Origin of the sequence: Micromonospora inositola (genome assembly GCF_900090285.1) — a bacterium.
In the GTDB taxonomy this organism is placed as follows: Bacteria; Actinomycetota; Actinomycetes; order Mycobacteriales; family Micromonosporaceae; genus Micromonospora; species Micromonospora inositola.
Genome location: NZ_LT607754.1, coordinates 4,643,663 through 4,669,167, shown reverse-complemented (window position 1 = coordinate 4,669,167; position 25,505 = coordinate 4,643,663). Strand labels below are relative to the sequence as shown.

Here is a 25,505-nt window from a genome sequence, read left to right as displayed (position 1 = left end):
GATCAGGGCCATTGAAGATCATGGCTGTCTGAATTGTCGATGTCGCCCCGGCGACCGGAACAAGACGGTTGCCCCGGTCACCCATTGATCTGCACCCCTGCCCGTGTGATCGTGCTGCCACGAGTCACCGATCCCCGGTGGCTCGGGATGGTCGGTCGGTCGACCCGGGGCACGCCGGCAGCTCCGGACGACCACCATCGCCCGCCTCGCAGCTTGACCGCGGCGCGCGCCCCTACCGGGCTCCGCGCGCCGCCAGAGAACAGGAGCGCACCCCCTTGAAGCTCTCACCTCGCCTCGTCGCGCTGTCCGGCGCGGCCGCGGCCGGTCTGATCGCCGCCGGCACCGCCGCGGCCGTGCAGGCCGCGCCTCACAGCCCCGCCCCCGACGCGGCCCAGGCCCGCACGCTCGCCGCCAACTCGGCCAGCGCGCTGGTCGCCAGCCGCCCGCAGTACCTGCACGCCAGCTCGGACGAGGCGTTCGTCCAGAGGCCCGTCATCTCCTCCGAAGGCACCCAGTACGTGCCCTACGAGCGCACCTACAAGGGCCTGCCGGTGACCGGCGGCGACTTCGTCCTGGCGACCGACTCCGCCGGCAACCTGAAGTACGCCTCCGTCGCCCAGCAGCAGAGCATCGGCAGCCTCGCCACGACGCCGAAGCTCAAGGCCACGGCCGCGGAGAAGACCGCCCGCGCCCAACTGAAGAGCGTGACCACCGTCGAGGGCACCACGCTGGTCGTCTACACCCTCGACAGCAAGCCGGCCCTGGCCTGGGAGACCACCGTCCGGGGCACCACCGCGGACGGCCCGAGCCGGCTCACCGTGGACGTCGACGCCCTGACCGGCAAGGTGCTGCGCACGCAGGAGCACGTCGTGCACGGCAGCGGCACTGGCGCGTGGAACGGGCCGAGCCCGCTGACCCTCAACACCACGCTGTCAGGCAGCACGTACTCGATGAAGGACCCGACCGTCACCAACCAGAGCTGCCAGGACGCCGCGACCAACACGACGTTCTCCGGCTCGGACGACGTCTGGGGCAACGGCACGGCCACCAACAAGGAGACCGGCTGCGTCGACGCGCTGTTCGGCGCCCAGACCGAGCACAAGATGCTCGCCCAGTGGCTCGGCCGCAACGGCGCCGACGGCGCCGGCGGCGCCTGGCCGATCCGGGTGGGCCTGAACGACCAGAACGCCTACTACGACGGCACCCAGGTCCAGATCGGCAAGAACACCTCCGGCCAGTGGATCGGTTCGATCGACGTGATCGCCCACGAGATCGGCCACGGCATCGACGACCACACCCCGGGTGGCATCTCCGGCAACGGGACCCAGGAGTTCGTCGCCGACACCTTCGGCGCGGCGACGGAGTGGTTCGCCAACGAGCCCTCCAGCTACGACGCTCCCGACTTCCTGGTCGGCGAGAAGATCAATCTGGTCGGCAGCGGCCCGATCCGCAACATGTACAACCCGTCGGCGCTGGGTGACCCCAACTGCTACTCCAGCAGCATCCCCAGCACGGAGGTGCACGCGGCGGCCGGTCCCGGCAACCACTGGTTCTACCTGCTGGCCAACGGCAGCAGCCCGACCAACGGTCAGCCGACCAGCTCCACCTGCAACGGCAGCAGCGTCACCGGCCTGGGCATCCAGAAGGCCATCAAGATCATGTACAACGCGATGCTGCTGAAGACGACGTCCTCGTCGTACCTGAAGTACCGCACCTGGACGCTGCAGGCGGCGAAGAACCTCTACCCGACCGGCTGCACCGAGTTCAACACGGTCAAGGCCGCGTGGGACGCGGTCAGCGTGCCGGCCCAGTCCGGCGACCCGACCTGCAGCGGCACCACCACCCCGCCGCCCACCGGCAGCTGCTCCGGCCAGAAGCTGGCCAACCCCGGCTTCGAGTCCGGCGCCGTGAGCTGGACCGCCACCTCCGGCGTCATCACCAACTCCACCAGCCAGGCCGCGCACGGCGGTTCGTACAAGGCGTGGCTTGACGGGTACGGCTCGACCCACACCGACACCCTGTCGCAGGCGGTGAGCATCCCGGCCGGATGTCGGGCCACGCTCTCCTTCTACCTGCACATCGACACGTCCGAGTCGGGCAGCACCGTCTACGACAAGCTGACCGTCAAGGCCGGCAGCACCACCCTGGCGACGTACTCAAACGTGAACGCCGCCGCCGGCTACGTCCTGAAGTCCTTCGACGTCTCGTCGCTGGCCGGCACCACCGCGACCATCTCGTTCAGCGGTGTGGAGGACAGCTCCCTGCAGACGTCCTTCGTCATCGATGACACCGCGCTCAACCTGAGCTGATCAACTCCGAAGCGGTCGGTCGTCGTCCTCCCGGCGACCGACCGCTTCAGTGCGTCAGCCGTAGGCGGGGTGCTGCGGCCAGCCGGGCGGCCAGGGCGTCCACGTCGGCCCGCGCCGTGGCGCTGACCTGGGCTTCCAGGTCGGCGAGGGCGGCGTTGACGGCCGCCACGATGTGCCCGCAGACCGTCTCGATCCCCGCCGCCGACAGCCGCGGGTCGACGGTGACGGACTCCAACCGGCCACCCTGGACGACCACAGCCCGCACCAGCCCGTCGGCCGCCGTGCCATCGGCGCGGAGCAGTTCCGGCGCATCGCCGTCGGTGTGCTCGGCCGGCCGGGAGCGCATGGCCGACAACGCCTGCTGCGTCCGGGTCAGCAGCTCATCGAGGCTCGCGGCCGCGGAGAACGGTTCGTTGGTCATAGCCGCGCTTTCTTCACGTCCCTTCACGAGCACCGTGACGATAGCAATCCGCGTCCCGACCCGCCCGCCACACCGTCGCCACGTCCACGGCGGGTTGCCGGACGGCGAACGCCCGGCCGGAGCACCGGCCGGGCGTTCGTCGGCTGCGTCGGTTCCGACCGGTGGGGTGGGAACCGGTGGTACGTCAGCGCAGCCGCAGCTGCTGGCCCGGGAAGATCAGGCCCGGGTCGTCGCCGACCACGCGCTTGTTGCGCTCGTACAGCGCGTGCCAGCCGCCGGCCAGGTCCTGCACGTCGGCGATCATCGACAGGGCGTCGCCCGGCTTCACCACGTAGGCGCCCGAGCCGCCCGAGGCCGGCGCGGTACGCCGGTGGCTACGGGTGGCCGGCCGGTCGCCGCGCGAGGACCGCTCCGAGGAGCCGGCCTTGGACTTCGACCCGGAGTCCGAGCGGGACTTCTTCTTCGTCCCTGAGTCCGACTTGGACGAATAGTGCTTCGTCGAGCCGCCCTTCTTGCCGCAGACCGGCCAGGCGCCGATGCCCTGCCCGTCGAGGACCCTCTCGGCGATGGCGATCTGCTCGCCGCGGCTGGCCAGGTCGGCCCGGCTGGCGTACTTCTGGCCGCCGTAGCCGTTCCAGGTGCTCTTGGAGAACTGCAGGCCGCCGTAGTAGCCGTTGCCGGTGTTGATGTGCCAGTTGCCGCCGGACTCACACTGGGCGATGGCGTCCCAGTTCACGCTGGCCGCGCTGGCCGGCGCGGCCGGCCCGAGGATCGCGGCGGCGCCGGTTGCCGCGCCGACGACGAGTGCCCCGACGGCGAGCCGACGCGGGCTGGTCCGGTGGTGGCGTGCGGTGTGTTCAGTTGCCATGTTGGGTTTCCTCCACGCCGACGAGGTGAGCTGTCGGGTTCGGGCCGAGGAGCCCGGCCGCCGGTAGGCGGCTTCACCCCGAGGTGTCGAGCACCGAGGAACGTGTGGGTCCCCCGCTCCCGCCTGAGGTCCAGGTACCACCGGGCCGGCGGCGGAATTAGGCGTTACCGGCCCGTGGTGTCCGCAATCGCGAACGCATACGACGTTAGGAACGGTTTGGGGTGATCGCCCACTTCTTGTGAAGTTCTTCACCCGGCCGAGCGAAGGCGCGGCATTACGAGTTGCGAGGTGTCCGGATGTGCAATAAGGAGGCTGCCGGGCGGGTGCCGGACAGCGGGTCCCCACGCAGGTCGGTGGCGCTGGGCGTCCCTTCTGGCCTCCGGCTACGGTGGCGAAGGCCGGTGGCCGGCCGAGCGGCACGGGACGCGAACGAGGTAGCGGGCGCACATGACGGACTACGGGCACCAACTCATCTTCGGCAGCTTCCTCACCCCCACCGCCGACCGGCCCGAGCAGGTGGTGGCCCTCGCCAAGCTCTGCGAACAGGTCGGCCTCGACCTCGCCACCTTCCAGGACCACCCGTACCAGCCGGGCTTCCTGGACACCTGGACGCTGATGTCGTTCCTGGCGGCGGCGACCAGCCGCATCCGGCTGGCCGGCAACGTGCTGAACCTGCCGCTGCGGCAGCCGGTGGTGCTGGCCCGCAGCGTCGCCAGCCTGGACCTGCTCAGCGACGGCCGCGCCGAGCTGGGTCTCGGCGCGGGCGCCTTCTGGGAGGCGATCGAGGCGAACGGGGGGCGGCGGCTCACCCCCGGCCAGGCCGTGGACGCATTGGACGAGGCGATCCGGATCATCCGGAGGGTGTGGGCGGTCGACCGGCGTGGCGGGATCCGGGTCGAGGGCGAGCACTACCGGGTGGTCGGCGCGAAGCGGGGACCCGCGCCGGCGCACGAGGTGGGGATCTGGATCGGCGCGTACAAGCCGCGGATGCTGCGGCTGGTGGGGCGGGCGGCGGACGGCTGGCTGCCGTCGATGGCGTACCTGCCCAAGGGGCCGGCGGAGCTGGCGGACCTCAACGCGCTGGTCGACGAGGGCGCCGACGCGGCCGGGCGGGATCCCCGCTCGGTGCGGCGGCTGCTCAACATCTCCGGGCGATTCACCCGCTCCCGCTCCGGCTTCCTGGCCGGGCCCCCCGAGCAGTGGGTGGAGGAGCTGGCGGGTCTCGCCCTGGACCACGGCACCTCCGGGTTCATCCTCGGCGCCGACGACCCCACCGCGATCCAGCTCTTCGCGCAGGAGGTCGCGCCCGCCGTGCGGGAGCTGGTCGCCGCCGAGCGCGCCGAGCCCGGCAGCCGGGCGAAGGCCGTTGAGGAGCAGCGCGAGGTGGTCGAGGCCGGCGGCTCCACCACGCTCGCCGTCACCCCCACCCCCGATCCGGAGGTCCGGCTGACCGACCACGAACTCTGGGACGAGTCCACCCGCCCGGCCGCCCCGCCGGCGCCGGCCGGGCACGTCTACACCCCGCACGCGCAGGCCGTCGGCGGGCACCTCGTCGACGTGCACGACCACCTGCGGCAGGAGCTGGCACAGGTACGTGACCTGCTGCAGCAGGTGCGGCGGGGGGTGGTCTCCGCCGGCGCCGCCCGGGCCGTGCTGAACCAGATGACCATGCGGCAGAACAACTGGACGCTGGGGGCGTACTGCGCCGCGTACTGCACGGCGGTCAGCCAGCACCACGGGCTGGAGGACAATTCGATCTTCCCGCACCTGCGGCATTCCAACCCCGGGCTGGTCCCCGTGCTCGACCGCCTGGAGGCGGAGCACGTGGTCATCCACGACGTGGTGGAGGGCGTGGACCGGGCCCTGGTGGACCTGATCCGCAATCCGGGCGACTTCACCGAGCTCCAGAAGGCGGTGGACATCCTCAGCGACACCCTGCTGTCGCACCTGTCGTACGAGGAGCAGACCATCGTCGAGCCGCTGGCCCGGTACGGCTTCTACGCCGGGCAGGTGTGAGACAGCGGCGGATCCGCCGTCGGTATTCCCCGGGGTCGCGTGACCTAGCTGACTTTGGCTTTCCTAAGTCAGCGGGGTAGCGTCGCCGGCATGACGGACTTCCTCGAGCAGCGCGACGCCTGGCAGAACAGCAACTGCTCGATCGCCCGGGCGATCGAGGTGGTCGGAAACCGGTCCACCCTGCTGCTGCTGCGCGAGGCCTCGTTCGGCACCCGCCGCTTCGACGACTTCGCCCGGCGGGTCGGGATCAGCGAGCCGGTCGCCGCCGCGCGACTGAAGCAGCTCGTCGCCGACGGCCTGCTCGAACGGCGCCCCTACCGACAGCCGGGGCAACGCACCCGGGACGAGTACCTGCTGACCCGCAAGGGGCAGGAGCTGCTGCCCGTGCTCACCGCGCTGCGCCAGTGGGGGGACGCCTGGGCCGCCGACGAGGCCGGCCCGTCGGTCCGGGTCGAGCACCACGACTGCGGTGCCGCCGTCCACGCGCGGCTGCGCTGTGCGGCCGGGCACGACGTACCGCCCGGCGAGATCGACGTCCTCCCGGGTCCCGGCCTGCTACGTGCGTGACCGGTCGGCCCGCCGACACACCCCCTCGACCCGACACACTCAGGAGCAGGACATGAAGATCGCTGGACGCAGTGCCCTCGTCACCGGGGCCAACCGCGGCTTCGGCCGCCACCTCGCCGCCGAGCTGGCGGCCCGCGGCGCCACCGTGTACGCCGGCGCCCGCAATCCCGACAGCGTCGACCTGCCGGGCGTCACCCCGGTCCGGCTGGACATCACCGACCCGGACTCGGTGGCCGCGGCCGCCGCGCTGGCCGGCGACGTGACGCTGCTGGTCAACAACGCCGGCATCAGCACCGGGGCGGACCTGCTCGACGCCGACCTGGCGGCCATCCGGCTGGAGATGGAGACCCACTACTTCGGCACGCTGTCGGTGGTGCGGGCGTTCGCGCCGCACATCGCCGCCAACGGCGGCGGGACGATCCTGAACATCCTCTCCGCGCTGTCCTGGGTGAGCTTCCCGGGGGTGGGGGCGTACAGCGCGGCCAAGGCCGCCGAGTGGTCGCTGTCCAACGCGCTGCGAACGCAGCTCGCCCGCCGGGGTGTCCGGGTCGCCGGCCTGCACGTCGGGTACATGGACACCGACATGACGGCCCAGGTGTCCGGGCCGAAGTCCGACCCGGCCGAGATCGCCCGGATCGCCGTCGACGGGATCGAGGCCGACCGGTACGAGATCATCGCCGACGAGACCTCCCGGCGGGTCCTCGCGGGCCTGTCCGGCGGGGTGGCCGCGCTCTATCCCGAGCTGCCCTGACACCCGGCGCGGCGGGTCCCCCGGTGGATCCGCCGCGCGCAGGGGCGGGTGGGCGCACAATGGCGGCATGCGACAGGGCTTCGCGCACCAGGCCGTCCTCGGCATGGGCCCGGACGACGATCCGGCCGCCCCCGGGGCCGCCATCACGACCGTCCTGTGCGGCCACTGGGAACACGAACCGCCCTGCCCGGTCGCCCCGCACCACACCGAGGCGGAGCGGAACGGCGACGAGGTGCGCCTGCGGATCCTCTTCGCCACCGACCCGGACCTGGAACTGCGGGTACGACGCGACATCGACCGGGCCCTCGCCCACGGCGAGCTGACCGGCCCCGACGGGCGGACGTCCCGGTGGCGGCTGCTCCGCAGCGAGCCGGGTGAGCCGTCTGTCCAGGAGGCGGCGCGCCTGGAGCGGCTGGCGCTCGGATAGCGGGCGTCCGTCGGCCGCGGCGCGGAGGGCTGCGGCCGACGGACGGCAGACGCGTTACAGCGTGCGAGCGAGCCGGTCGGCGAGGATCCGGGTGAACCGGGACGGGTCGGCCAGCTCCCCACCCTCGGCGAGCAGCGCCATGCCGTACAGCAGCTCGGCGGTCTCGGTGAGGCCCTCGATGTCGCCGCCCTGCTCGTGGGCCTTGCGCAGGCCCGTGACCAGCGGGTGGCTCGGGTTCAGCTCCAGGATCCGCTTGACCCGCGGCACCTCCTGCCCCATCGCCCGGTACATCTTCTCCAGCGTCGGAGTCATGTCGTGCGCGTCGCCGACCACACACGCCGGTGAGGTGGTCAGCCGGGAGGAGAGCCGGACCTCCTTGACGCTGTCGGCGAGCGCGCCGGTCAGCCAGGTCAGCAGCTCGGCGTGGTCCTTCCGCTCCGCCTCGGCCTTCGCCTTCTCCTCGTCGGTCTCCAGGTCGACCTGGCCCTTGGCGACCGAGCGCAGGGCCCTGCCGCCGTACTGGCCGACCCGCTCGACCCAGACCTCGTCGACCGGGTCGGTGAGGATCAGGACCTCGTAGCCCTTGGCGCGGAAGGCCTCCAGGTGCGGCGAGTTCTCGATCGTGCTCCGCGACTCGCCGGTGGCGAGGTAGATCTCGGACTGGCCGTCCTTCATCCGCGCCACGTAGTCGCGCAGCGTGGTCAGCTCGGCCGGGTCGTGGGTGGAGGCGACCCGCACCAGGTCCAGCAGCGGCTCGGCGTTGTCGGGGTCCTCGAGCAGCCCTTCCTTGACCACCGCGCCGAACTCGGCCCAGAAGGTGCGGTACGACTCCGCCGGCATCTCCTTGAGGGTGGCGAGGACCTTCTTGACCAGGCGACGGCGTACAGCGCGGATCTGCCGGTCCTGCTGGAGGATCTCCCGGGAGATGTTCAGCGACAGGTCGTGCGCGTCCACGACGCCCTTGACGAAGCGCAGGTAGTTGGGCATGAGCGCGTCGCAGTCGTCCATGATGAACACGCGCTTGACGTAGAGCTGCACGCCCCGGCGGCCCTGCGGGGAGAACAGGTCCAGCGGCGCGTGGGAGGGCAGGAAGAGCAGCGCCTCGTACTCGAAGGTGCCCTCGCCGCGCATGTGGATGGTCTCGAGCGGGTCGGCCCAGTCGTGGCTGACGTGCTTGTAGAACTCCTTGTACTCGGCCTCGTCGACCTCGTCGCGGGACCGGGCCCACAGGGCCTTCATCGAGTTGAGGGTCTGCGCCTCGCGGGTGGTCGCGCCATCCTCGCCCGCACGCTCGACGGTCATCCGGATCGGCCAGGCGATGAAGTCGGAGTACCGCTTGACGATCTCCCGGACCGTCCACTCGGCGGTGTAGTCGTGCAGGTTGTCCTCGGTGTCGGCCGGCTTGAGGTGCACGGTGACCGAGGTGCCCTGCGGGGCCTCGTCGACGGCCTCGACCGTGTAGGTGCCCTCGCCGGTGGACTCCCATCGGGTGCCGCCGCTCTCCCCGGCCCGGCGACTCAGCAGGGTCACCCGGTCGGCGACCATGAAGGTCGCGTAGAAACCGACGCCGAACTGGCCGATCAGCTCCTGGGACGCGCCCGCGTCCTTGGATTCCCGCAGCCTACGCAGCAACTCAGCGGTGCCGGACTTGGCGATGGTTCCGATCAGCGACACGACATCGTCCCGGGACATGCCGACGCCGTTGTCCCGGACGGTCAGCGTCCGGGCGTCCTTGTCGACCGCGATCTCGATGTGCAGGTCGGAGACGTCGGCCGCCAGGTCCTTGTCGACCAGCGACTCCAGCCGGAGCTTGTCCAGCGCGTCCGACGCGTTCGAGATGAGTTCGCGCAGGAAGACGTCCTTGTTCGAGTAGATCGAGTGGACCATCAGCTGGAGCAGCTGACGTGCCTCGGCCTGGAACTCCAATGTCTCGACCTGGTCGCTCACACCGACTCCCTTCCTCCGTGCGGGGCCTTCCGGCGAAAGGATACGAGCCGCGCCGGCGCGGGTGGCGGAGGGTGGCCGCCACCCGTGTGGTCCAACCAGTTGACGGGTTGATGTGTCCGGGGCCACACTCTGCCCATGGCCTTCGCCCCGGTCCCCCGCGCCTCCGTCTCCGACCACGTCTTCGGCCAGCTTCGCGACGCCATCGTCAGCGGTCGCTACCGGCCGGACGAGACGCTGCCCGGCGAGCGGGAGCTGGCCGCCGCGTTCGCCGTCAACCGGCACGCCGTCCGGGAGGCGCTGCGCCGGCTCCAACAGCTCGGACTGGTCCGGGTCAGCCAGGGCGGCGCGACCCGGGTGCTGGACTGGCGGGTGCACGCCGGGCTGGACCTGGCGCTGTCGCTGACCCAGTCGGGCGACGTACTCCCGGTGGAAACGCTGGTCCGCGACATGCTGGAGATGCGGGCCTGCGTCGGGACCGACGCGGCCCGGCTCTGCGCCGAGCGCGGCGACCCGCCGGTCACGGCCGCGGTGGTCCGGGCCGCCGAGGAGTACGCGGCGCTCGCGCCCGACCTGCCGCAGATGGCCGAGGCCAACATCGCCATGTGGCGGCTGATCGTCCGCGGCTCCGGCAACACCGCCTATCTGCTGGCGTTCAACAGCCTGGTGACCGGCACGTTCGCGGTGGGCGACGTTCCGCCCGACAGCCGGGCCGCCGAACTGCTCGACATCGCCGGCCATCGCCGGCTCGCCGCGGCCATCGCCGCCGGCCAGGGCGCGGCCGCCGCCCGGCACGCCCGGGCCCTGCTGACCGCCCCGGTCACCACCCCCACCACCCCGTCCGGAAGGGAAGCCCGAGCGTGATTCCCGCCGTGCTCTACGCCGTCCCGGCGTTCCTGCTGCTCATCATCGTCGAGGCCCTCTCCTACCGGTTCGCGCCGGACGACGACGAACGCGGCTACGAGCTGCGCGACACCACCACCAGCCTCTCCATGGGCCTGGGCAGCCAGGTGATCGGCTTCCCGTGGAAGCTGGCCACCGTCGGCCTCTACGCCGGGCTGTGGACGATCGCCCCGGTCCACCTCTCCCCCGGCTCCTGGTGGACCTGGGTGCTGCTCGTCTTCGCCGACGACCTGGCCTACTACTGGTTCCACCGGCTGCACCACGAGGTACGACTGCTCTGGGCGAGCCACGTCGTGCACCACTCCAGCGTCTTCTACAACCTCTCCACCGCCCTGCGGCAGAGCTGGACGCCGATGACCTCGCTGCCGTTCTGGCTGCCCCTCGCCCTGCTCGGCATCCCGCCCTGGATGATCTTCCTCCAGCAGTCGATCAGCCTGCTCTACCAGTTCTTCCTGCACACCGAGCGGATCAGTGTGCTGCCCCGGCCGATCGAGTGGGTCTTCAACACCCCGTCCCACCACCGGGTCCACCACGGCTCCAACGCTGAGTACCTCGACCGCAACTACGGCGGCATCCTGATCGTCTGGGACCGGCTCTTCGGCAGCTTCGAGCCGGAACGCGCCACCGTCCGGTACGGGCTCACCAAGAACCTCACCACATACAACCCGTTGCGGGTGGCCACCCACGAATACGCCTCGATCTGGGCGGACGCCCGGGCGGCCACATCCTGGCGGCACCGGCTCGGCTACGTGCTCGGCCGGCCCGGCTGGCAGCCGGCCCGGTGACGCGGCCCTGGCTGCGCGCGTTCGGGGTCGTCGCCGCCGTCGAGCTGGTCGGCGTCGCGTTCGACCTGACCGCGCTGCAGTGGCTGGCCAAACCGCTGCTGGCACCGTTGCTGCTGGCGTACCTGTGGGCTGCCCGCCGCCGGGCCGACGCACGGATCATCCGCGACAACCAAGCGGTGTACGTCGAGGACCTGTGCGTCGTCGGTCTCGGCCGGACCCGGCTAGCCAAATCGGTGCACGACGCCGGATGGGACAGCTTCACCGCGATGCTGGAATACAAGGCCGCCCGGCTCGGGCGGACCTTCGGCCGGATCGACCGGTTCTTCCCATCGACCCGGATGTGCTCGCAGTGTGGACGCATCAACGCCGCCATGAACGTGTTGGCCGCCGGACGGGCGGACAACTCAAACGACCGTGGAGCGCAGGTAAGACCACCAGCAATGGTGGCACCGCGCGGCGAAGCGGTAATCCACCCGGACGCCGCGTGTTCCACGCGCAGCGTGGAGGGAATCTCCGTCCTTCTGGGCGGAGAGAACGTCAATTCTTCTTCACCTTGGGCGGCAGCGTCGCGACGTACGCCTGTGCCTTGCTGACCCACCGGGTCGCCTGCTCGGCGGTGAATGACGCAGGCAGCGACAGGTATCCACCCATCGGCCGCTCGGCTGGGCCGAACGGTCCCGCACCCTCGATCGTCGCCAGTTCCGCCAGATCGTCGGTGGCGAGCTTCACGCCGACGGACGAGCCGAACAGCCCGGCGAACATGTTGCCGTTCACGAACGCGCCGAGGTTGCCGAACATCGGCTTGACCTCGACCCCCGGCTCCTCGGGGACGACGGTCCGGAAGAACTGCTTGTCACCGTCGGTGGGCTTGGGCATCTGCATCGTTGGATCCTGTCACTCAGCCACGGGGCGCCGGCCGGCGAAGGCGGCCAACCGCTCCATTGGGTCGGCACCCGTCGACGGGGCCACCTCGTCGCCGAACGAGGCACCGCGCGCCCCGGGGACGATCTGCTCGGCGAGCTTGTGGACGTAGGCCACGACCTCGTCACTGACGACCAGGGGCGTGCCGCTGCCCTGGGCCATGTCCCACGCGTGCAACAGGAACTCCACCGGCATGATGCTCGCCGCGAACCTGGCCGGCATCTCGTCGCCGCCGGGGGCGGGCACGGTGCCGTCGAGACCGCGGGCGCGCCATCCCTCGATGGCCTGGGCCGCCATGGTGGCCACCCGGTTCTCCAGCGAACCCGTCTCGGGGTTCACCACCTCCACGCCGGCCATCGCGCCGAAGGCGATCATGGAGCCGAACAGGTGCTCGGCGAGGTCGTGGCAGGTGAAGTCGGCGCACGGGGTCTGCTTGGGGCGGTCGGCAGAGGTCAGCTGGCGCAGGACCGTCTGGAGCACGGCCAGGGTGGCGTCGGCGGCGGACAGTTCGTCCAGCCGCTCGGGAGCGGCGGACCACTCGTCGGGGCCGGCGTCCCCGGCGACGGCAGCCTTCTCGAGACGGCCGAAGTAGTGGTTCCAGCCCTCGGCGTGCATCGCCGCCTGCTCATCGGTCAGCCCCTCGTGGGTCAGGGTGACCTGGGTGCCGTCGGCGACCGGCTCGACCGTGATCATGACGGTCGAGGCGTCGGGGGCGAGATCCGGGTTGCCTTCCCAACCCCAGCCGAACACGACACGCTTGCCGGGCTCGACCTCCCGGAACGTGCCGGCCGCCACGTGGCCGGGGGTGATGGTCCAGCGATAGTCACCGCCCACGCGCAGGTCGACCCGGGCCGACACGGCCTGCCAGCGACGTAGCCGCTCTGGCTCGGTGATGAGGGCAAATGCCTCGTCGATGCCGACGGGAAGGACGACGGTCTTGGTGAACATCAGCGGCCTCTCTCGATCCGTTGAGACTTCAGGGCATGCGCGTCGGCGACCAGGAGGTCGAGCTCGGCGGTCCAGAACCGGTCGATCTCGGCCTGCAGCTGACGGAGCCCCTCGGGAACGACGCGGTAGATGCGCTCCCGGCCGACCTTCTCGGCCTCCACCAGACCGACCTCCGCCAGCAACAAGAGGTGCTGGGAGATCGCCGACCGGGTGACCGTGAACTCCGCCGCGATGTTGCTCACCGTGCGGGGCTGCGACGCGAGCAACTGCAGGATGCGTCGCCGGGTGGGCTCAGCAGCGGCGGACAGCGCGTCGATCACCAGAAACACGTTAGTGAGCACTAACGCGTTTGTCAACGCGGCGTATCCTGCTCCGGGTCGACGAGCAGGGGGTGATGGTTTGTCCAGGGACACCGAGCGCAAGCTCATCGCCTCCAACAAGAAGGCGCGCCACGACTACACGATCCTCAAGACCTACGAGGCGGGGATCGTGCTGGCCGGCACCGAGGTCAAGTCCCTGCGCGAGGGGCGGGTGTCGCTGGTCGACGCGTTCGCCCAGGAGCGCGACGGCGAGATCATGCTGTACGGCCTGCACATCGCGGAGTACGGCTACGGCACCTGGACCAACCACCAGCCCCGGCGCACCCGCAAGCTGCTGCTGAACCGGGTGGAGATCGCCCGGATCCTGGAGAAGCTGCGCGAGGGCGGCGGCGGGCTGACCCTGGTGCCGCTGTCGATGTACTTCGCCAACGGCTGGGCCAAGGTCGAGCTGGGCCTGGCCCGCGGTCGCAAGTCGTACGACAAGCGACAGGCCATCGCCGAGCGGGACGCCAACCGGGAGATCGCCCGGGAGCTGGGCCGACGCCTCAAGGGGGCCCGCCGGCCCACCCGGTGAGGGTCGGTGCGGGCCGGCGACACGGGACAACGTCGTGCGTCGATCTCGAGGCGTCCCACACTGCCTGGTGTCCGCGGTAGCGCTATGTGGAAGCGACGTACGTTGTGCGGCGTACTCCCGGTGTCGTTGCCTGACCGACGACGGCACCAGTACCGGCGGGCGATGCTCGGGCCGTGGGGCAAGCAGAAGCGAGCCCGATGCCAAGGAGGTTGTGATGTTGGCGGAAGTAATGAGCTATGGGGCGTACGCCCACCCGGGCCCGGGGTGGGCGGATGGGCACGGCCCCTGGGACGGCGGGCCGGGATGGTGGCTGGTCTTTCCTGTCCTGTTCTGGCTGCTCGTGCTGTCGTCCGTTGGTTACCTGATCTACCGCAGGTCGCCGGCCCGGTCAGCGCGGAGCGCGGCAGAGCGCATCCTGGCGGAACTCTACGCTCGCGGTGAGATCAGCGCGGAGGAGCTGAAGCAGCGCCGAGCCGTCCTGCGGAGTAAGTCATAAGGACCGCCCGGGCATGGCCGGCGGGCATCTGAAGGCGTTGCCGCCGCCGGCGACCGGGGCCTGCCGGCGCCGGGGCAACCCTGTCGGGCCGAGATCCGGCCGGCCACCGGATCTCGGCCATCACGGGCAGGCCGGCCGCTCTCCGCCCCACCCGAGTTGCTGGCCGGCGTCGGTCAGGTGCAAGGCGAACCATCCAGCGACGAATCCACACAGGAGCGCTGACCATGCCAACGACCCGCGACGACCCGTTCAAACGCGACCTAGCCTAGTCGCCCGTCGATGTCGTCCGGCTCCGATGGCGGTCAGAACGGGGCGTCCACGGACAGCCGGCGCACCTGCGTCAGGTACGGGTCCAACTCCCCCACCTCGAACCGGCAGGTGCCGATGACGTGCCAGAACTGGCCGCCCGGATCACCGTCCAACTTGTACCGTCCGTCCGGGCTGACCGCCGCCCAGCCGTCCGGCAGCCCGATCAGGGTGGCGCGCAGCTGGGCGTGCTCCGGGTCGGCGACGTCCCACAGCCGGACCGTGCCGTCGTCCCCGGCGCTGGCAAGCAAGCTGTTGTCCGGGCTGAACGCCACCGACCAGACCCGCCGGGTGTGCGCGGCCAGGGTGCCGTGCAGCCGGCCCGTGCCCGGGTCCCACAGCCGGATGGCCAGGTCGTCCCCGGCGGTGGCCAGCAGGTTGCCGTTCGGGCTGAACGCGCAGGACCAGAGCCGGCCGGTGTGCGCCGTGAGCAGGGTGCGCCGCTCGCCGGTCCGCGCGTCCCAGACCACCGCCGTGCCGTCGTTGCTGGCGCTGGCCAGCAGCGTCCCGTCGGCGTTGAAGCTCACCGCGTACACCCGTTCGGTGTGCTGCTCAAGCGTGGCGCGGCAGGTCGCGGTGGCCGCGTCCCAGAGCCGGACCAGATGGTCGTCGCAGCCGGTGGCGATGGTCTCGCCGTCCGGGCTGAACGCCACCGCCCGAACCCGGCCCCGGTGCGGGGTCAGGGTGGCGAAGTGCCGCCCGGTCCGCCGGTACCACAGCCGGACCGTGTCGTCGTCGTTAGCGGTGGCCAGGGCGTCACCGTCCGGGCTGAAAGCGGCCGCCCAGACATGGTCGGTGTCCACGTTGAGCTCCCGCTCGTCCACGCCGGTGTCGGTGTTCCAGAGGTGCACCCCGCCGTCGCCGCTCGGCGCGGCGACCAGCGGCTCCCCGGGGCAGAACACCGCCGAGAGCAACCGGTCCGCCGGGCTGCTGAGCTGCCGGAGCAGCCGACCGGTACGCGGCTCCCACAGCCGCACGACCCCGTCGTTGCCGCAGGTGGCGAGCACCTCGCCGTCGGCGCGGAAGGAGAGCGCGGTGACCCGCCGGCCGTGCCCGCGCAGGGTGTGCTGCAACTGCCCGGTGCGCACGTCCCACATCCGGGTGGTGCCGTCGTTGCTGCTGGTCGCCACCTGCTGCTGATCCGGCCGCCAGGCCACCGGCCAGACGGAGCCGCGGTGCCGGGTCAGCTCGTGCCGTGGCTGGCCGTCGGCGGTGTCCCAGAGCTGGATGGCGCCGTCGCTGGCCGCCGAGGCCAGCAGGGTGCCGTCGCCGTTGAACCGGACGCTGTAGATCGCGCCCCGCTGCCGGCCCAGCACCCGTACCGGCCGGCCGGTGTCCACCTCCCACAGCCGCAGCGCGCCGTGGGTGTCCCCGGTGGCCATCAGCCGGCCGTCGGGGTGCACGTCCAGGGCGTACACGTCGGCCTCGTGGCCGCGCGGCTGACGCAGCAGCTCCCCGTCGACGGCCCGGCGGACCCACACCCGGCCGTGCTGCCCGACGGCGACCAGCGAGCGCCCGTCCGGGGTGTGCACCACCCGGTAGACCACCTCCGGCTCCTGGACCTCGAACGCCAGCGCCCCCGAGGCGACGTCCCAGCCGCGGACCACGCCGGCGCTGTCCACCACCACGACCCGCCGGCCGTCCGGGCTGAACGAGGTGCCCCAGATCGGCGCCGCATGGCCGGGCCACTCGTGCCGCAGTCGGACACTCCGGGTGTCGTAGAGCCGGACCACGCCGGCCGCGTCGCCGACCACCAGCCGGCCCCGCGCCCCGTCGGTGAGCAGCGGCCAGACCCAGCCGGCGAAGACGTCCTCGATGACGTGCCGCACGTCGCCGTGGTCGGCGTCCCAGAGCCGTACGGTCAGGTCGGCCGCGCCGGTGACCAGCTGGTGGGAGGCGGCGTCGAAGCGGACGGCGTAGACCCGCCCCCGGTGGCCCTGCAGGGTGCGCACCGGCAGGCCGGTGAGCGTGTCGCAGATCAGCACCCCACCGTCGTCGCTGCCGACGGCGAGCACCGCCCCGTCCGGGCTGTACGCCACCGGCACCGGCAGCCGGCCCACCTCGAAGCCGTAGGAGACGCCGACCGCCGGCGGGGCCAGCCCGGGCACCACCGGCCGGCCGGGCGCCACCACCGCGCCGCGCAGCTCCGGCGCGCGGAGCAGGGCCGCGTCGGCGGCCACGTCGATCAGGGCGGCGCGTCGCCAGCGGCTCCCGGTGACCCGCGCGCCGCGCAGGTCGGTGCGGAACAGCCGGGCCCCGGCCAGGTCGGCGTCGCGCAGGTCGGCGCCGGCGAGCCGGGCCTGGTCCAGGCGTGCCCCGCGCAGCCGGGCGTGTTCCAGCCGCGCGTCGGTGAGGTTGGTCGCGACGAGGCGGGTGGCGCTGAGGTCGGCCGCGGTCAGGTCGGCCCGCGCCAGCTCCCGGTGGGACAGGTCCTCGCCGCGCAGCGAGGCGCCCCGCAGGTCGGCGCGGTCAGGGAGCCGCAGCCGGGCGCTGAGCCGCAGCGCGTTGGCGCGGACGATCTCCCCGGCGTCCTCGTCGCCGAGCACCCGGGCCGTCCACGCCGTGCAGCGGCGCGGGTCGGCCAGGTCGCCGAGGAACTCCACGGTCAGCGCCGACAGCGGGCGCACCGCCAGCGCGGCCGGCTCCTCGCCCCGGTTGAGCTGCGCGGCGATTCCCTCGGCGACCAGCCACTCCATCACCGAGGTGTGGATGAACCCGAACAGCCCGTCGTCGGTGCGCACCAGCAGGCTGCCCGCGCCCACGGCGTGGATGGCCTGTGGACCGGACAGCCGCGACTCGGCCAGGCCGGCGAGCTGGCCGGCGGCCTCGGCCAGCTCGGCCAGCCGCAGGTACGACTCGCCGCTCTCCCAGAGCTGGAACGCCAGCCGGCTGACCGCGGCCCACACCTCGGGACGGCGCAGGGTCACCGGCGAGCCAGGTACCCCCTGGGTACGCCGCTCCTCGAAGTCCAACCAGGACTCCAGGATCTCCCGGTAGAGCGCCGCGGCGCTGAACGTGCCCCCCGCCCCCGCCACCGCGGCCAGCCGACCCTCGTCGAGGTTGGCGATGAAGCCGAGCATCCTCGGGTTGCGGGAGAGGCCGAGCAGGTCCTTCACCCCGGCCAGCAGCTCCATCCGCTCTCGCGCGGCCTCGGAGTCCCCGTCGTAGCGGTGGCGCAGGAAGGCCTCGATCTGGCCGGGGGTGAAGTCCTCGATGGCCAGCACCCGGCGGTGCGGCAGCAGCCCGACCCGCTCGCCGAGCGCGGTCAGCACCTGCGAGTTGGTCTTGAAGTGCTGGGTCCGGCTGCTCACGACGATCTTGGCGTTGCCCTCGGCCGCCTGGAGCAGCGTCTCCAGGTGGTCCGCCGCCCGGTCGTACGTCACCCGGGCCACCAGCTCGTCGAACCCGTCGAAGAGCAGCACGATGCGGCCCTGCCGGAGCATGTAGCGGAACGCCTTGAGGTCGATCACCTGCTCGCCGTGGTTGGCCAGGTGCGCGGCGACCAGCCCGTCCACCGAGTGCGCCTTGTCCAGCGCGCGCAGCTCCACCAGGATCGGGATCAGGTCGGGCGCGGCGGTGGGCAGCCGGCGGGCCACCTCGCGCAGCGCGAACGTCTTGCCCCGGCCGAAGTCGCCGAGCACCAGCACGAACCGGCCGTCCGGGGCGGAGATCAGCTCCAGCAGCTCGTTCACCACGTCCTCGCGGACCCGCTGGTCGGCGCCGACCAGGTGCCGGTAGCGCTGCGGCACGTACTGTCCGGGCGGATAGAGCCGATCGGCCTGGAGCCGCGCGGTCTGCCCCGCGACGTACTCGCGCAGGTCCAGCAGGCCCTGGAACTCGGTCAGGTGCAGCACCCGCAGCCCGCGCCGCTGCGCCGCCTCGGCCAGCCCCCGGCCGATCCGGTCGCCGTCGTAGACCAGCTCGGAGGCGATGTCGGGATCGGTGGCGTGCACCCGCCGGGCGAAGTCGTCGACGTCGGCGGCGGTCGGCGTCCCGACGTGCGCGCCGACCCGCTGCTGCCGGACCACGCCGTCGGCCCGGTAGGTGACGAACAGGTGCGGCGGGTCGGCGGCCACCCGGCGGACCAGCACCCGGTCGTACCGCGCCTCGCAGACCTCGGCCAGCCGGTCCAGCAGCCGCTCCAGCGGCACCGGCGCGACCACGGCCGGCGGGCCGGCCCGCACGTCGCGCGCCGCGCCGCCCTGGGTCGGCCCCTCGACGGCGGTCGGCAGCCGCGGATCGGGCACCTGCGCCGGGCCGGCCGCCCCGAACGTGGCGTCCGACCGGGGCCAGCTCACCGCCCTCGTCTCCCCCACGTCGTGCCGGTCGTCACGGCCCAGCACCCACCGGGTCATCCCGTCGGCGGCCAGCCGCAGCACCTGGGCCCGGCCGTCGCGCGACGGCAGGGCGACCGGCACGACCGCGTCGACCGGACCGCGCGTCGGGGCCGTGCCGGCGTGCAGCAGGTTGAGCATCGGGGCGACCAGCCGGTGGAAGGACGCCCGGTCGCGCAGCGTCACCGCGTCGTCGACCGGGCCCTCGTCCGCGTACGGGGTGCGCGGGCCCGGGGCGTGCGCCATGGCGCCCAGCCGCAGCCAGCCGGACTGCTGGTAGTGCCGGAGCCGCTGGGCGAACCAGGTGGACTGGGCCTCGCCGAGGAAGCCGTACCGGTCCTCCTCGCGGTGGGTGACCGCGACGGTGGAGTTCAGCCCTGCCACCACGACCCGCAGGTCCGGCACCGGGAACAGCGTCCACGGCTGCTCGCTGTCGAAGATCCGGTCCTCCAGGCCCTGGTAGAGCTCGTCGAAGAGCCGGGCGTAGTGCCGCCACTTCGGCCAGTAGGGCGGCTGCGGGTCGACGTCGTCGGCCTCGCAGGTGGCGAAGTACGCGCGGCTGGCGGCCATCGTGACGTCCCGGGGGCCGGGCACCACGACGAGCCGGTGCGGCTCCAACCCGAGCAGCACCCGCAGCCCGGTGAGGAAGCTCAGCGCGTCGGAGAACTCGCGCGGGCTGCCCGACTCGGTCAGGTTGCCCGCGACCACCAACAGGTCCGGCCGCGGGACGCCGTCGTTCATCAGCAGCGTGAGGTCACCCATCAGGTGTTCCTGCAACTCACCCGGGGTGACCGGGGCGCCGGGCTCGATCACGCCCCGGCCGAAGCGCGGCCCGGCGACCTGGAGCACGGTCACGGTGGCGCGGGTGTCCGGCGCCGCGGCCGCCGCGGGCGGGAACGGCGGCGGGTTGATCGGCGTACGCCGGGCGCGGCGCGGCGCGGGCGCGCCCGCGTTCGTCGCGCTGAGCACCCCGGCCGGCCCGGCCGGGTGGTGCGGGAAGACGGGCTGCAGGACGGGTTTGGCCCGCCCGTCGAGCGCCTCCCGGATCCGGTCCAGCACCCGCCCCCGGGCCTGTGCCGCGTCGGTGACCCCGACCAGGTCGACGTAGGTGATGGTGGCCAGCAGGCCGTCGATCGGGCAGTCCTCCACCCGGACGGTGACCAGCTTGTTGCCGGTGCCGTCGGGGTCGGCGCGCAGCGCGGCCTGCCACTCCAGCTTCCCGTACGTCGAGTGCAGGTAGCGCTCGGAGAGGACGGCCACCACCACCGCCGCCTCGCGGACGCCCCGGTCCATGAAGTCGATGAAGTTGGTGCCGGCGACGAAGTCCCAGGCCTGGAGCAGGGTGCGGTAGCCGGCGGACTCGAACTCCCACGCCAGCCACGTCGCCCAGCGCTCGTCGGCCGGCGAGTAGCTGATGAAGAAGTCGATCGGGCGGTCGGACCGGGTGGGGTGCGCGCCTACGGACACAACATCATTATGGCCACTCATCGTCGATCCGTGGACACCCTCGGCAGCCGCTTCCCGGCCGCGTCGGGTGGTGCCCACGACCCGGCGGTGTGCGAGGATCATCCTCCGTGGAGACCGTCGGCGAGCCGCCGTCCGCCGCGCCGGACCGATCCCGCTGGGGCCGGTTGCACGTGCTGGACTGGATCGCGATCGGGCTCGCCGTCGTCGGGGTGGTCTGCGTCCTCACCGGACTCCTCCCCCGGGCGGACGCCGAGGTCACCGTACGCCGGATCATCCCGATTTTGATCTTCCTCGGCACGGTGGTGGTGCTGGCCGAGCTGACCGCGGTGGCCGGGGTCTTCGACGCCCTCGCCGCCCGGGTGGCGATCACCGCGCGGGGCAGCTACCGGGCGCTGTTCTGGCTCTGTGTCGCCTTCGCGTCGGTCACCACCATCGCGCTCAACCTGGACACCACCGCCGTGCTGCTCACCCCGGTGATGATCGCCCTGGCCCGCAAGCTCGGCGTGCCGCCGACGCCGCTCGCGATGACCACCGTCTGGCTGGCCAACACGGCGAGCCTGCTGCTGCCGGTGTCCAATCTGACAAACATCCTGGCCAGCGACCGGATCGAGCTGGACCCGCTGCCCTGGGCGGCCAGGATGTGGTGGCCGCAGCTGGTCGCGATCGTCATCACCATGCTGCTGCTCTGGTGGTGGTACTGGCGGCCGGTCCGCGCCGGCTCGGACCCGTTCGTCCCGCCGCCCCCGCACGTGCCGCCCGACCCGGTGCTCTACCGCACCGCGCTGGGCGCCTGTCTGCTCTTCGTCGCCGGCATCCTGGCCGGCGTCGAGATCGGACTCGCCTCCGGGGTGGCCGCCGCGATCCTGGTCGCCGGCTTCGCCGTCCGGGCCCGACAGAGCCTGCGTCCGGCGCTGATCCCGTGGCGGCTGCTGGTCTTCGTCACCGGGCTGTTCCTGGTGGTGCAGACCATCGGCCGGCACGGCCTGGACGAGGTGATGGGCGCGCTGATCGGCGGCGATCCGGGCGCGGAAGGGTCACTGCGGGCCGGCGCCGTCGGCGCGCTCTTCGCCAACGTGGTCAACAACCTGCCCGCGTACGTCGCCGGTGAGGCGGTCATCGCCCCGGCCAACCACACCCAGCTGCTGGCCCTGCTGATCGGCACGAACGTCGGCCCCCTCGCGACCCCGTGGGCCTCGCTGGCCACCCTGATCTGGTACGAGCGCTGCCGCGCCGCCGGAGTCGCGGTGCCGCTCGGCCGCTTCGTCGCCACCAGCGCCGCCCTGGCCGCCCTCAGCACCGCCGCCACCGTCGCCGCCCTGCTCCTCACCCCGTAACCAGGCCGGTCGGGCAACGTCCGAAAGGTCAACTCAGCCGAGGCCGGGAGTCAGGGAAGCGGGACAGGAGCGGCGGCCCTCGCGGACCTGCGCGACGTGCCAGACGCGGGTGCCGGAACGGATCGTGGCGCGCTCGTCCACATCGGCCGTCGCGGCGATCTGCGCACCGTCGCGCGATGCCCCGTGGGCGTCCGTCATCGCTCGTTCCTTCCCCGTGCGGCGATCTTTTATGGGGGTGGAAACGGTAGACGCTCGGCAACAAGACCGATGTCAGAAAGCCGACCCAGTGCCCGCAGAAAAGACCATTCGAGGAGGGCGGACAAACCAAACGGACCCGCTGACCCCAGCGGCACCGCCGGAATTCCGTCCCGGTGCTGGCGTACCCGACGACGACCTCGGTAGCTTGCCGAATGGACGTCGCCACCAACTCCCCTTCAGCGAATGCGTCCTGTCCTGTCTAGCGAAACGGATATCCGTGAACTCATCGAACGCTGCCGCCGATGAACCGATCGGCGTGGCCGTCATCGGCGCCGGTTACTGGGGTCCGAATCTCGTTCGTAACTTCCAGGCCTCCGCCGAATTCCGGCTGCGCTGGCTCTGCGACCTCGACGTACGCCGGGCCCGGCGGGCGCTCGGTGACTACTCGACGATCCAGGCCACCGACGACCTCGCCACAGTGCTCGCCGACGATGCGGTCCGGGCGGTGGCCATCGCCACCCCGGCCGGCACCCACCTCGAGGTGGCGATGGCGGCGCTGCGAGCCGGCAAACACGTGCTCGTGGAGAAGCCGCTGGCGGCCAGCGTCGAGCAGGGGCGGGCGCTGGTGGCGGAGGCGGAGCGTCAGGGACTGTCGCTGATGTGCGACCACACCTACTGCTACACGCCGGCGGTGCTGCGCATCCGCGAACTGCTGCACGGCGGGGAACTGGGCGAGCTGCAGTACCTCGATTCCGTGCGGATCAATCTCGGGCTGGTCCAGCGCGACATCGACGTGATGTGGGACCTGGCGCCGCACGACCTGTCGATTCTCGACTTCATCCTCCCGTCCGGCGTGGCGCCGGTCTCCGTGGCCGCGCACGGCGCGGACCGGATCGGCGCGGGCCGGGCCTGCGTCGCCTACCTGACGCTGCAGCTGAACACCGGCGCGATCGCGCACATCCACGTCAACTGGCTCTCGCCCGTGAAGATCCGGACCGCGATCATCGGCGGGTCGAAGCGCACCCTGGTCTGGGACGACCTCAACCCCAGCCAGCGACTCTCGATCTTCGACCGCGGGGTCGACGTGGCCTCGGCGGAGGAACTCGGCGACGAGCAGCGCCGGGACATGCTGGTGTCGTACCGCTCGGGCGACATGGTGGCTCCGGCGCTGACCGAGCGGGAGGCGCTGCGCACCATGGTCGAGGAGTACGCCCGGTCGATCCGCAGCGGCATGCCCGCCCTGACCGACGGTCGGGCCGGCCTGCGGGTGATGGCCATCCTGGAGGCGGCCTCTCGTAGCCTCGCCAACGGCGGAAAAGTGGTCAAGCTCAGCGAATGGACTGAGGCGTGAGCGAGCGAATCATTGGACCTGGTGCGGCGACGCCTCAGCGCGGCACGGAGCGAAGCGGAGTAACGGAATGAGCGCGGTGGAGATCGCCGGGGCACGCGCCCTGGTCACCGGTGGAGCGGGCACGATCGGTTCCCATGTCGTCGACGAGCTGGTCTCCGGCGGTGCGGCCGAGGTGGTCGTCCTCGACAACTTCGTCCGTGGCCGGCGGGACAACCTGGCCCGAGCCCTGCAGCATCGCAGCGTCCGCCTCGTCGAGGGTGACATCCGCGACGTCGCGCTCGTGCACGAGCTGACCCAGGGCAAGGACCTGGTCTTCCACCTCGCCGCCATTCGCATCACCCAGTGCGCGGAGGAGCCCCGGCTCGCCAACGAGGTGCTGGTCGACGGCACCTTCAACGTGCTGGAGGCGGCGGCCGCCGCCCAGGTCCGAAAGGTCATCTTGTCCTCGTCGGCCTCCGTGTACGGGCTCGCCGACGAGTTCCCGACCAACGAGCGGCACCACCCCTACCACAACGACACCTTCTACGGCGCAGCGAAGGCGTTCAACGAGGGCATGCTGCGCAGCTTCCACAGCATGTACGGTCTGGACTACGTCGCCCTGCGTTACTTCAACGTCTACGGTCCCCGGATGGACATCCATGGGCTCTACACAGAAGTCCTGATCCGGTGGATGGAGCGGATCGAGTCGGGGGCTCCGCCGCTGATCCTCGGCGACGGCCTGCAGACGATGGATTTCGTACACGTCGCCGACATCGCCCGGGCCAACATTCTGGCAGCCCGGGCGGACGTCACCGACGAGGTGTTCAACATCGCCAGCGGCACCGAGACCAGCCTCAGGGAGCTGGCCCAGGCGCTCAGCGACGTGATGAAGTCGGACCTCGCCCCCCAGCACGGTCCGGCCCGCACGGTCAACGGGGTGACCCGCCGGCTGGCCGACACCACCGCCGGCGCGCAGAAGCTGGGCTTCCGCGCCGAGCTCGGCCTGCACGAGGGGCTTCAGGGGCTGGTCGACTGGTGGCGGGCCGAGAAGTGACGGCCTCCCGGATCCCGGTCATGATCCCCCGGCTCGGCGAGGAGGAGGCGCAGGCCGCCGCCGACGCGGTCCGGTCGGGCTGGGTGGCCCAGGGGCCGCGGGTGGCCCGGTTCGAGCAGGAGTTCGCCGCGCTGGTGGGTGCCGGCCACGGCGTGGCCGTCAGCTCCTGCACCACCGCGCTGCATCTGGCGCTGGTGGTGCTGGAGATCGGCCCGGGCGACGAGGTGATCGTGCCGTCGTTCTCATTCATCGCCACCGCCAACGCGGTGCGCTACGTCGGAGCCACTCCGATCTTCGCGGATGTCGACCTCAGCACCGGCAATCTGACGGTGGCGACGATCGACGCCGCGCGCACGCCCCGAACCCGGGCGGTGATCGCGGTCCACCAGGGCGGCGTGCCGTTCGACGTCGCCGCGCTGCGGGACGCGGCCGGCCGCTGGGGAGTGCCGCTGATCGAGGACGCGGCCTGCGCCGCCGGATCGACGGCGTACGGGCGGCCGGTCGGCTCCGGCTCGACGATTTCGGCCTGGTCGTTCCATCCCCGGAAGCTGCTGACGACGGGCGAGGGCGGAATGGTCACGGTGGACGATCCGGAGTGGGCCGCCCGACTGCGCCGGTTGCGCGAACACGGGATGAACGTCTCCGCGGCCGACCGTCACGTCAGCGCCCAGCCCGTGCTGGAGGCCTACCTGGAGACCGCCTTCAACTATCGGATGACCGACATCCAGGCGGCGATCGGGCTCGTACAGCTCGGCCGCCTCGCGGAGCTGGTCAGCAACCGGCGCGCGCTAGCGGCGCGCTACCACGAACTGCTCGCGGACATCGAGGGCTTGGTACCGGTCCGCGACCCGGAGTACGGCGAAACCAACTTCCAGTCGTTCTGGGTGCTGGTCAACCGGGAGTACGGAGTGGGCCGCGACGAGGTGCTCGCGGAACTGGCCGCGGCCGGCGTGTCGGCCCGGAGGGGCATCATGGCCGCTCACCTGGAGCCGGCGTACGCGGACGTGACGCCCGCGCCGCTGCCGGTGACCGAGCGGCTCACCCGCGACTCGCTGATCCTGCCGCTGCACCATGCGCTGACCGAGGACGACCAGGACCACATCGTCGCCGTGCTACGCAAGCTGGCCGGCCGCTAGGCGGTGTGTCTTCAACGGGTCACCGGCATTGCTTGAGTCGGCTGAAGCAGCGTACGACGACATTGCGGCGTTTGTAGAGCGGGGTGCCGAACACCA

At 71.9% G+C, this 25,505-nt stretch carries 22 protein-coding genes and 1 riboswitch; of the genes, 14 read left to right on the top strand and 8 right to left on the bottom strand.

The annotated features are described in order from the left end of the window. The first annotated feature begins 275 nt into the window (after window positions 1-275). The gene (locus GA0070613_RS22260; RefSeq protein ID WP_089014071.1) at window positions 276-2,309 is read left to right on the top strand and encodes a M4 family metallopeptidase; all 2,034 of its coding nucleotides are present in this window, start codon (window positions 276-278) and stop codon (window positions 2,307-2,309) included. 46 nt (window positions 2,310-2,355) lie between these two features. Here GA0070613_RS22260 and GA0070613_RS22255 read toward each other — a convergent pair whose 3' ends face one another. Together GA0070613_RS22255 and GA0070613_RS22250 are read right to left on the bottom strand one after the other, a co-directional pair. Further along, entirely contained in the window at window positions 2,356-2,730 is a 375-nt protein-coding gene (locus GA0070613_RS22255) for a YbaB/EbfC family nucleoid-associated protein (protein WP_089014070.1), read from the bottom strand. Between the two features lie 184 nt (window positions 2,731-2,914). Further along, a complete protein-coding gene (locus GA0070613_RS22250) occupies window positions 2,915-3,598 on the bottom strand; it encodes a LysM peptidoglycan-binding domain-containing protein (RefSeq protein ID WP_089014069.1) in 684 nt (227 codons plus the stop codon). A gap of 1 nt (window position 3,599) precedes the next feature. Further along, window positions 3,600-3,772: riboswitch (cyclic di-AMP (ydaO/yuaA leader) on the bottom strand. Window positions 3,773-4,045: 273 nt separating this feature from the next. On the opposite strand from GA0070613_RS22250, the gene GA0070613_RS22245 reads away from it, so the two are divergent. From GA0070613_RS22245 to GA0070613_RS22230, 4 genes are all read left to right on the top strand, one after another. Beyond that, window positions 4,046-5,614 carry an LLM class flavin-dependent oxidoreductase gene (locus GA0070613_RS22245; protein ID WP_089014068.1) on the top strand — a complete coding sequence of 523 codons (1,569 nt, stop codon included), beginning with the start codon at window positions 4,046-4,048 and terminating at the stop codon, window positions 5,612-5,614. A 90-nt stretch (window positions 5,615-5,704) separates the two neighbouring features. Beyond that, window positions 5,705-6,181, top strand: coding sequence for a winged helix-turn-helix transcriptional regulator (locus GA0070613_RS22240; protein WP_089014067.1), 477 nt, complete (start codon window positions 5,705-5,707; stop codon window positions 6,179-6,181). A gap of 52 nt (window positions 6,182-6,233) precedes the next feature. Continuing rightward, window positions 6,234-6,932, top strand: a complete 699-nt coding sequence (locus tag GA0070613_RS22235) for an SDR family oxidoreductase (protein ID WP_089014066.1) — start codon at window positions 6,234-6,236, stop codon at window positions 6,930-6,932. A gap of 67 nt (window positions 6,933-6,999) precedes the next feature. Continuing rightward, window positions 7,000-7,359: a hypothetical protein gene (locus GA0070613_RS22230; RefSeq protein WP_089014065.1), complete on the top strand. Its 360-nt coding sequence runs from the start codon at window positions 7,000-7,002 to the stop codon at window positions 7,357-7,359. Between the two features lie 54 nt (window positions 7,360-7,413). Here the strand turns inward: GA0070613_RS22230 and htpG are convergent, their stop codons facing one another. After that, window positions 7,414-9,306, bottom strand: coding sequence for a molecular chaperone HtpG (gene htpG, locus GA0070613_RS22225; protein WP_089014064.1), 1,893 nt, complete (start codon window positions 9,304-9,306; stop codon window positions 7,414-7,416). A 135-nt stretch (window positions 9,307-9,441) separates the two neighbouring features. Between htpG and GA0070613_RS22220 the strand changes: the two genes are divergently transcribed. The 3 genes from GA0070613_RS22220 to GA0070613_RS33620 are packed head-to-tail and all read left to right on the top strand — an operon-like array spanning window position 9,442 to window position 11,584. Beyond that, window positions 9,442-10,167 (top strand): FadR/GntR family transcriptional regulator, encoded by a 726-nt coding sequence (locus GA0070613_RS22220; RefSeq protein WP_089014063.1) that lies wholly within the window; start codon window positions 9,442-9,444, stop codon window positions 10,165-10,167. Beyond that, window positions 10,164-10,991, top strand: coding sequence for a sterol desaturase family protein (locus tag GA0070613_RS22215; RefSeq protein ID WP_089014062.1), 828 nt, complete (start codon window positions 10,164-10,166; stop codon window positions 10,989-10,991). Before GA0070613_RS22220 ends, GA0070613_RS22215 begins: the two co-directional genes overlap by 4 nt. Beyond that, complete coding sequence (locus GA0070613_RS33620) at window positions 10,988-11,584, top strand: zinc ribbon domain-containing protein (RefSeq protein WP_231929369.1); 597 nt, start codon at window positions 10,988-10,990, stop codon at window positions 11,582-11,584. The genes GA0070613_RS22215 and GA0070613_RS33620 overlap by 4 nt, the downstream gene beginning before the upstream one ends. Here GA0070613_RS33620 and GA0070613_RS22205 read toward each other — a convergent pair. From GA0070613_RS22205 to GA0070613_RS22195, 3 genes are read right to left on the bottom strand one after another with little or no spacing between them, the layout of a single operon-like run. Beyond that, window positions 11,529-11,873 (bottom strand): TfoX/Sxy family protein, encoded by a 345-nt coding sequence (locus tag GA0070613_RS22205; RefSeq protein ID WP_089014061.1) that lies wholly within the window; start codon window positions 11,871-11,873, stop codon window positions 11,529-11,531. The two genes, GA0070613_RS33620 and GA0070613_RS22205, sit on opposite strands and share 56 nt — an antisense overlap. Before the next feature lie 12 nt (window positions 11,874-11,885). Further along, window positions 11,886-12,860 (bottom strand): TIGR03086 family metal-binding protein, encoded by a 975-nt coding sequence (locus tag GA0070613_RS22200; RefSeq protein WP_231929367.1) that lies wholly within the window; start codon window positions 12,858-12,860, stop codon window positions 11,886-11,888. Next, entirely contained in the window at window positions 12,860-13,180 is a 321-nt protein-coding gene (locus GA0070613_RS22195; RefSeq protein WP_172875725.1) for an ArsR/SmtB family transcription factor, read from the bottom strand. The genes GA0070613_RS22200 and GA0070613_RS22195 overlap by 1 nt, the downstream gene beginning before the upstream one ends. A gap of 79 nt (window positions 13,181-13,259) precedes the next feature. On the opposite strand from GA0070613_RS22195, the gene smpB reads away from it, so the two are divergent. Next, window positions 13,260-13,754, top strand: coding sequence for an SsrA-binding protein SmpB (gene smpB, locus GA0070613_RS22190; protein WP_089014058.1), 495 nt, complete (start codon window positions 13,260-13,262; stop codon window positions 13,752-13,754). A gap of 214 nt (window positions 13,755-13,968) precedes the next feature. Continuing rightward, complete coding sequence (locus GA0070613_RS22185; RefSeq protein ID WP_197698947.1) at window positions 13,969-14,250, top strand: SHOCT domain-containing protein; 282 nt, start codon at window positions 13,969-13,971, stop codon at window positions 14,248-14,250. 302 nt (window positions 14,251-14,552) lie between these two features. Here GA0070613_RS22185 and GA0070613_RS22180 read toward each other — a convergent pair whose 3' ends face one another. Further along, window positions 14,553-20,357, bottom strand: a complete 5,805-nt coding sequence (locus GA0070613_RS22180) for a WD40 domain-containing protein (RefSeq protein WP_089014057.1) — start codon at window positions 20,355-20,357, stop codon at window positions 14,553-14,555. Window positions 20,358-20,464: 107 nt separating this feature from the next. Between GA0070613_RS22180 and GA0070613_RS22175 the strand changes: the two genes are divergently transcribed. Then, a complete protein-coding gene (locus GA0070613_RS22175) occupies window positions 20,465-21,691 on the top strand; it encodes an ArsB/NhaD family transporter (RefSeq protein WP_089014056.1) in 1,227 nt (408 codons plus the stop codon). A gap of 33 nt (window positions 21,692-21,724) precedes the next feature. Here GA0070613_RS22175 and GA0070613_RS32230 read toward each other — a convergent pair whose 3' ends face one another. Beyond that, window positions 21,725-21,889, bottom strand: a complete 165-nt coding sequence (locus GA0070613_RS32230; RefSeq protein ID WP_197698946.1) for a hypothetical protein — start codon at window positions 21,887-21,889, stop codon at window positions 21,725-21,727. Between the two features lie 277 nt (window positions 21,890-22,166). Between GA0070613_RS32230 and GA0070613_RS22170 the strand changes: the two genes are divergently transcribed. The 3 genes from GA0070613_RS22170 to GA0070613_RS22160 all read left to right on the top strand — a co-directional run bounded on the left by GA0070613_RS22170 (window position 22,167) and on the right by GA0070613_RS22160 (window position 25,409). Beyond that, entirely contained in the window at window positions 22,167-23,240 is a 1,074-nt protein-coding gene (locus GA0070613_RS22170; protein ID WP_231929365.1) for a Gfo/Idh/MocA family protein, read from the top strand. A 67-nt stretch (window positions 23,241-23,307) separates the two neighbouring features. Then, complete coding sequence (locus GA0070613_RS22165) at window positions 23,308-24,273, top strand: NAD-dependent epimerase/dehydratase family protein (RefSeq protein ID WP_089014054.1); 966 nt, start codon at window positions 23,308-23,310, stop codon at window positions 24,271-24,273. A 20-nt stretch (window positions 24,274-24,293) separates the two neighbouring features. Further along, complete coding sequence (locus GA0070613_RS22160; RefSeq protein WP_089016114.1) at window positions 24,294-25,409, top strand: DegT/DnrJ/EryC1/StrS family aminotransferase; 1,116 nt, start codon at window positions 24,294-24,296, stop codon at window positions 25,407-25,409. The last annotated feature ends 96 nt before the right edge of the window (window positions 25,410-25,505 follow it).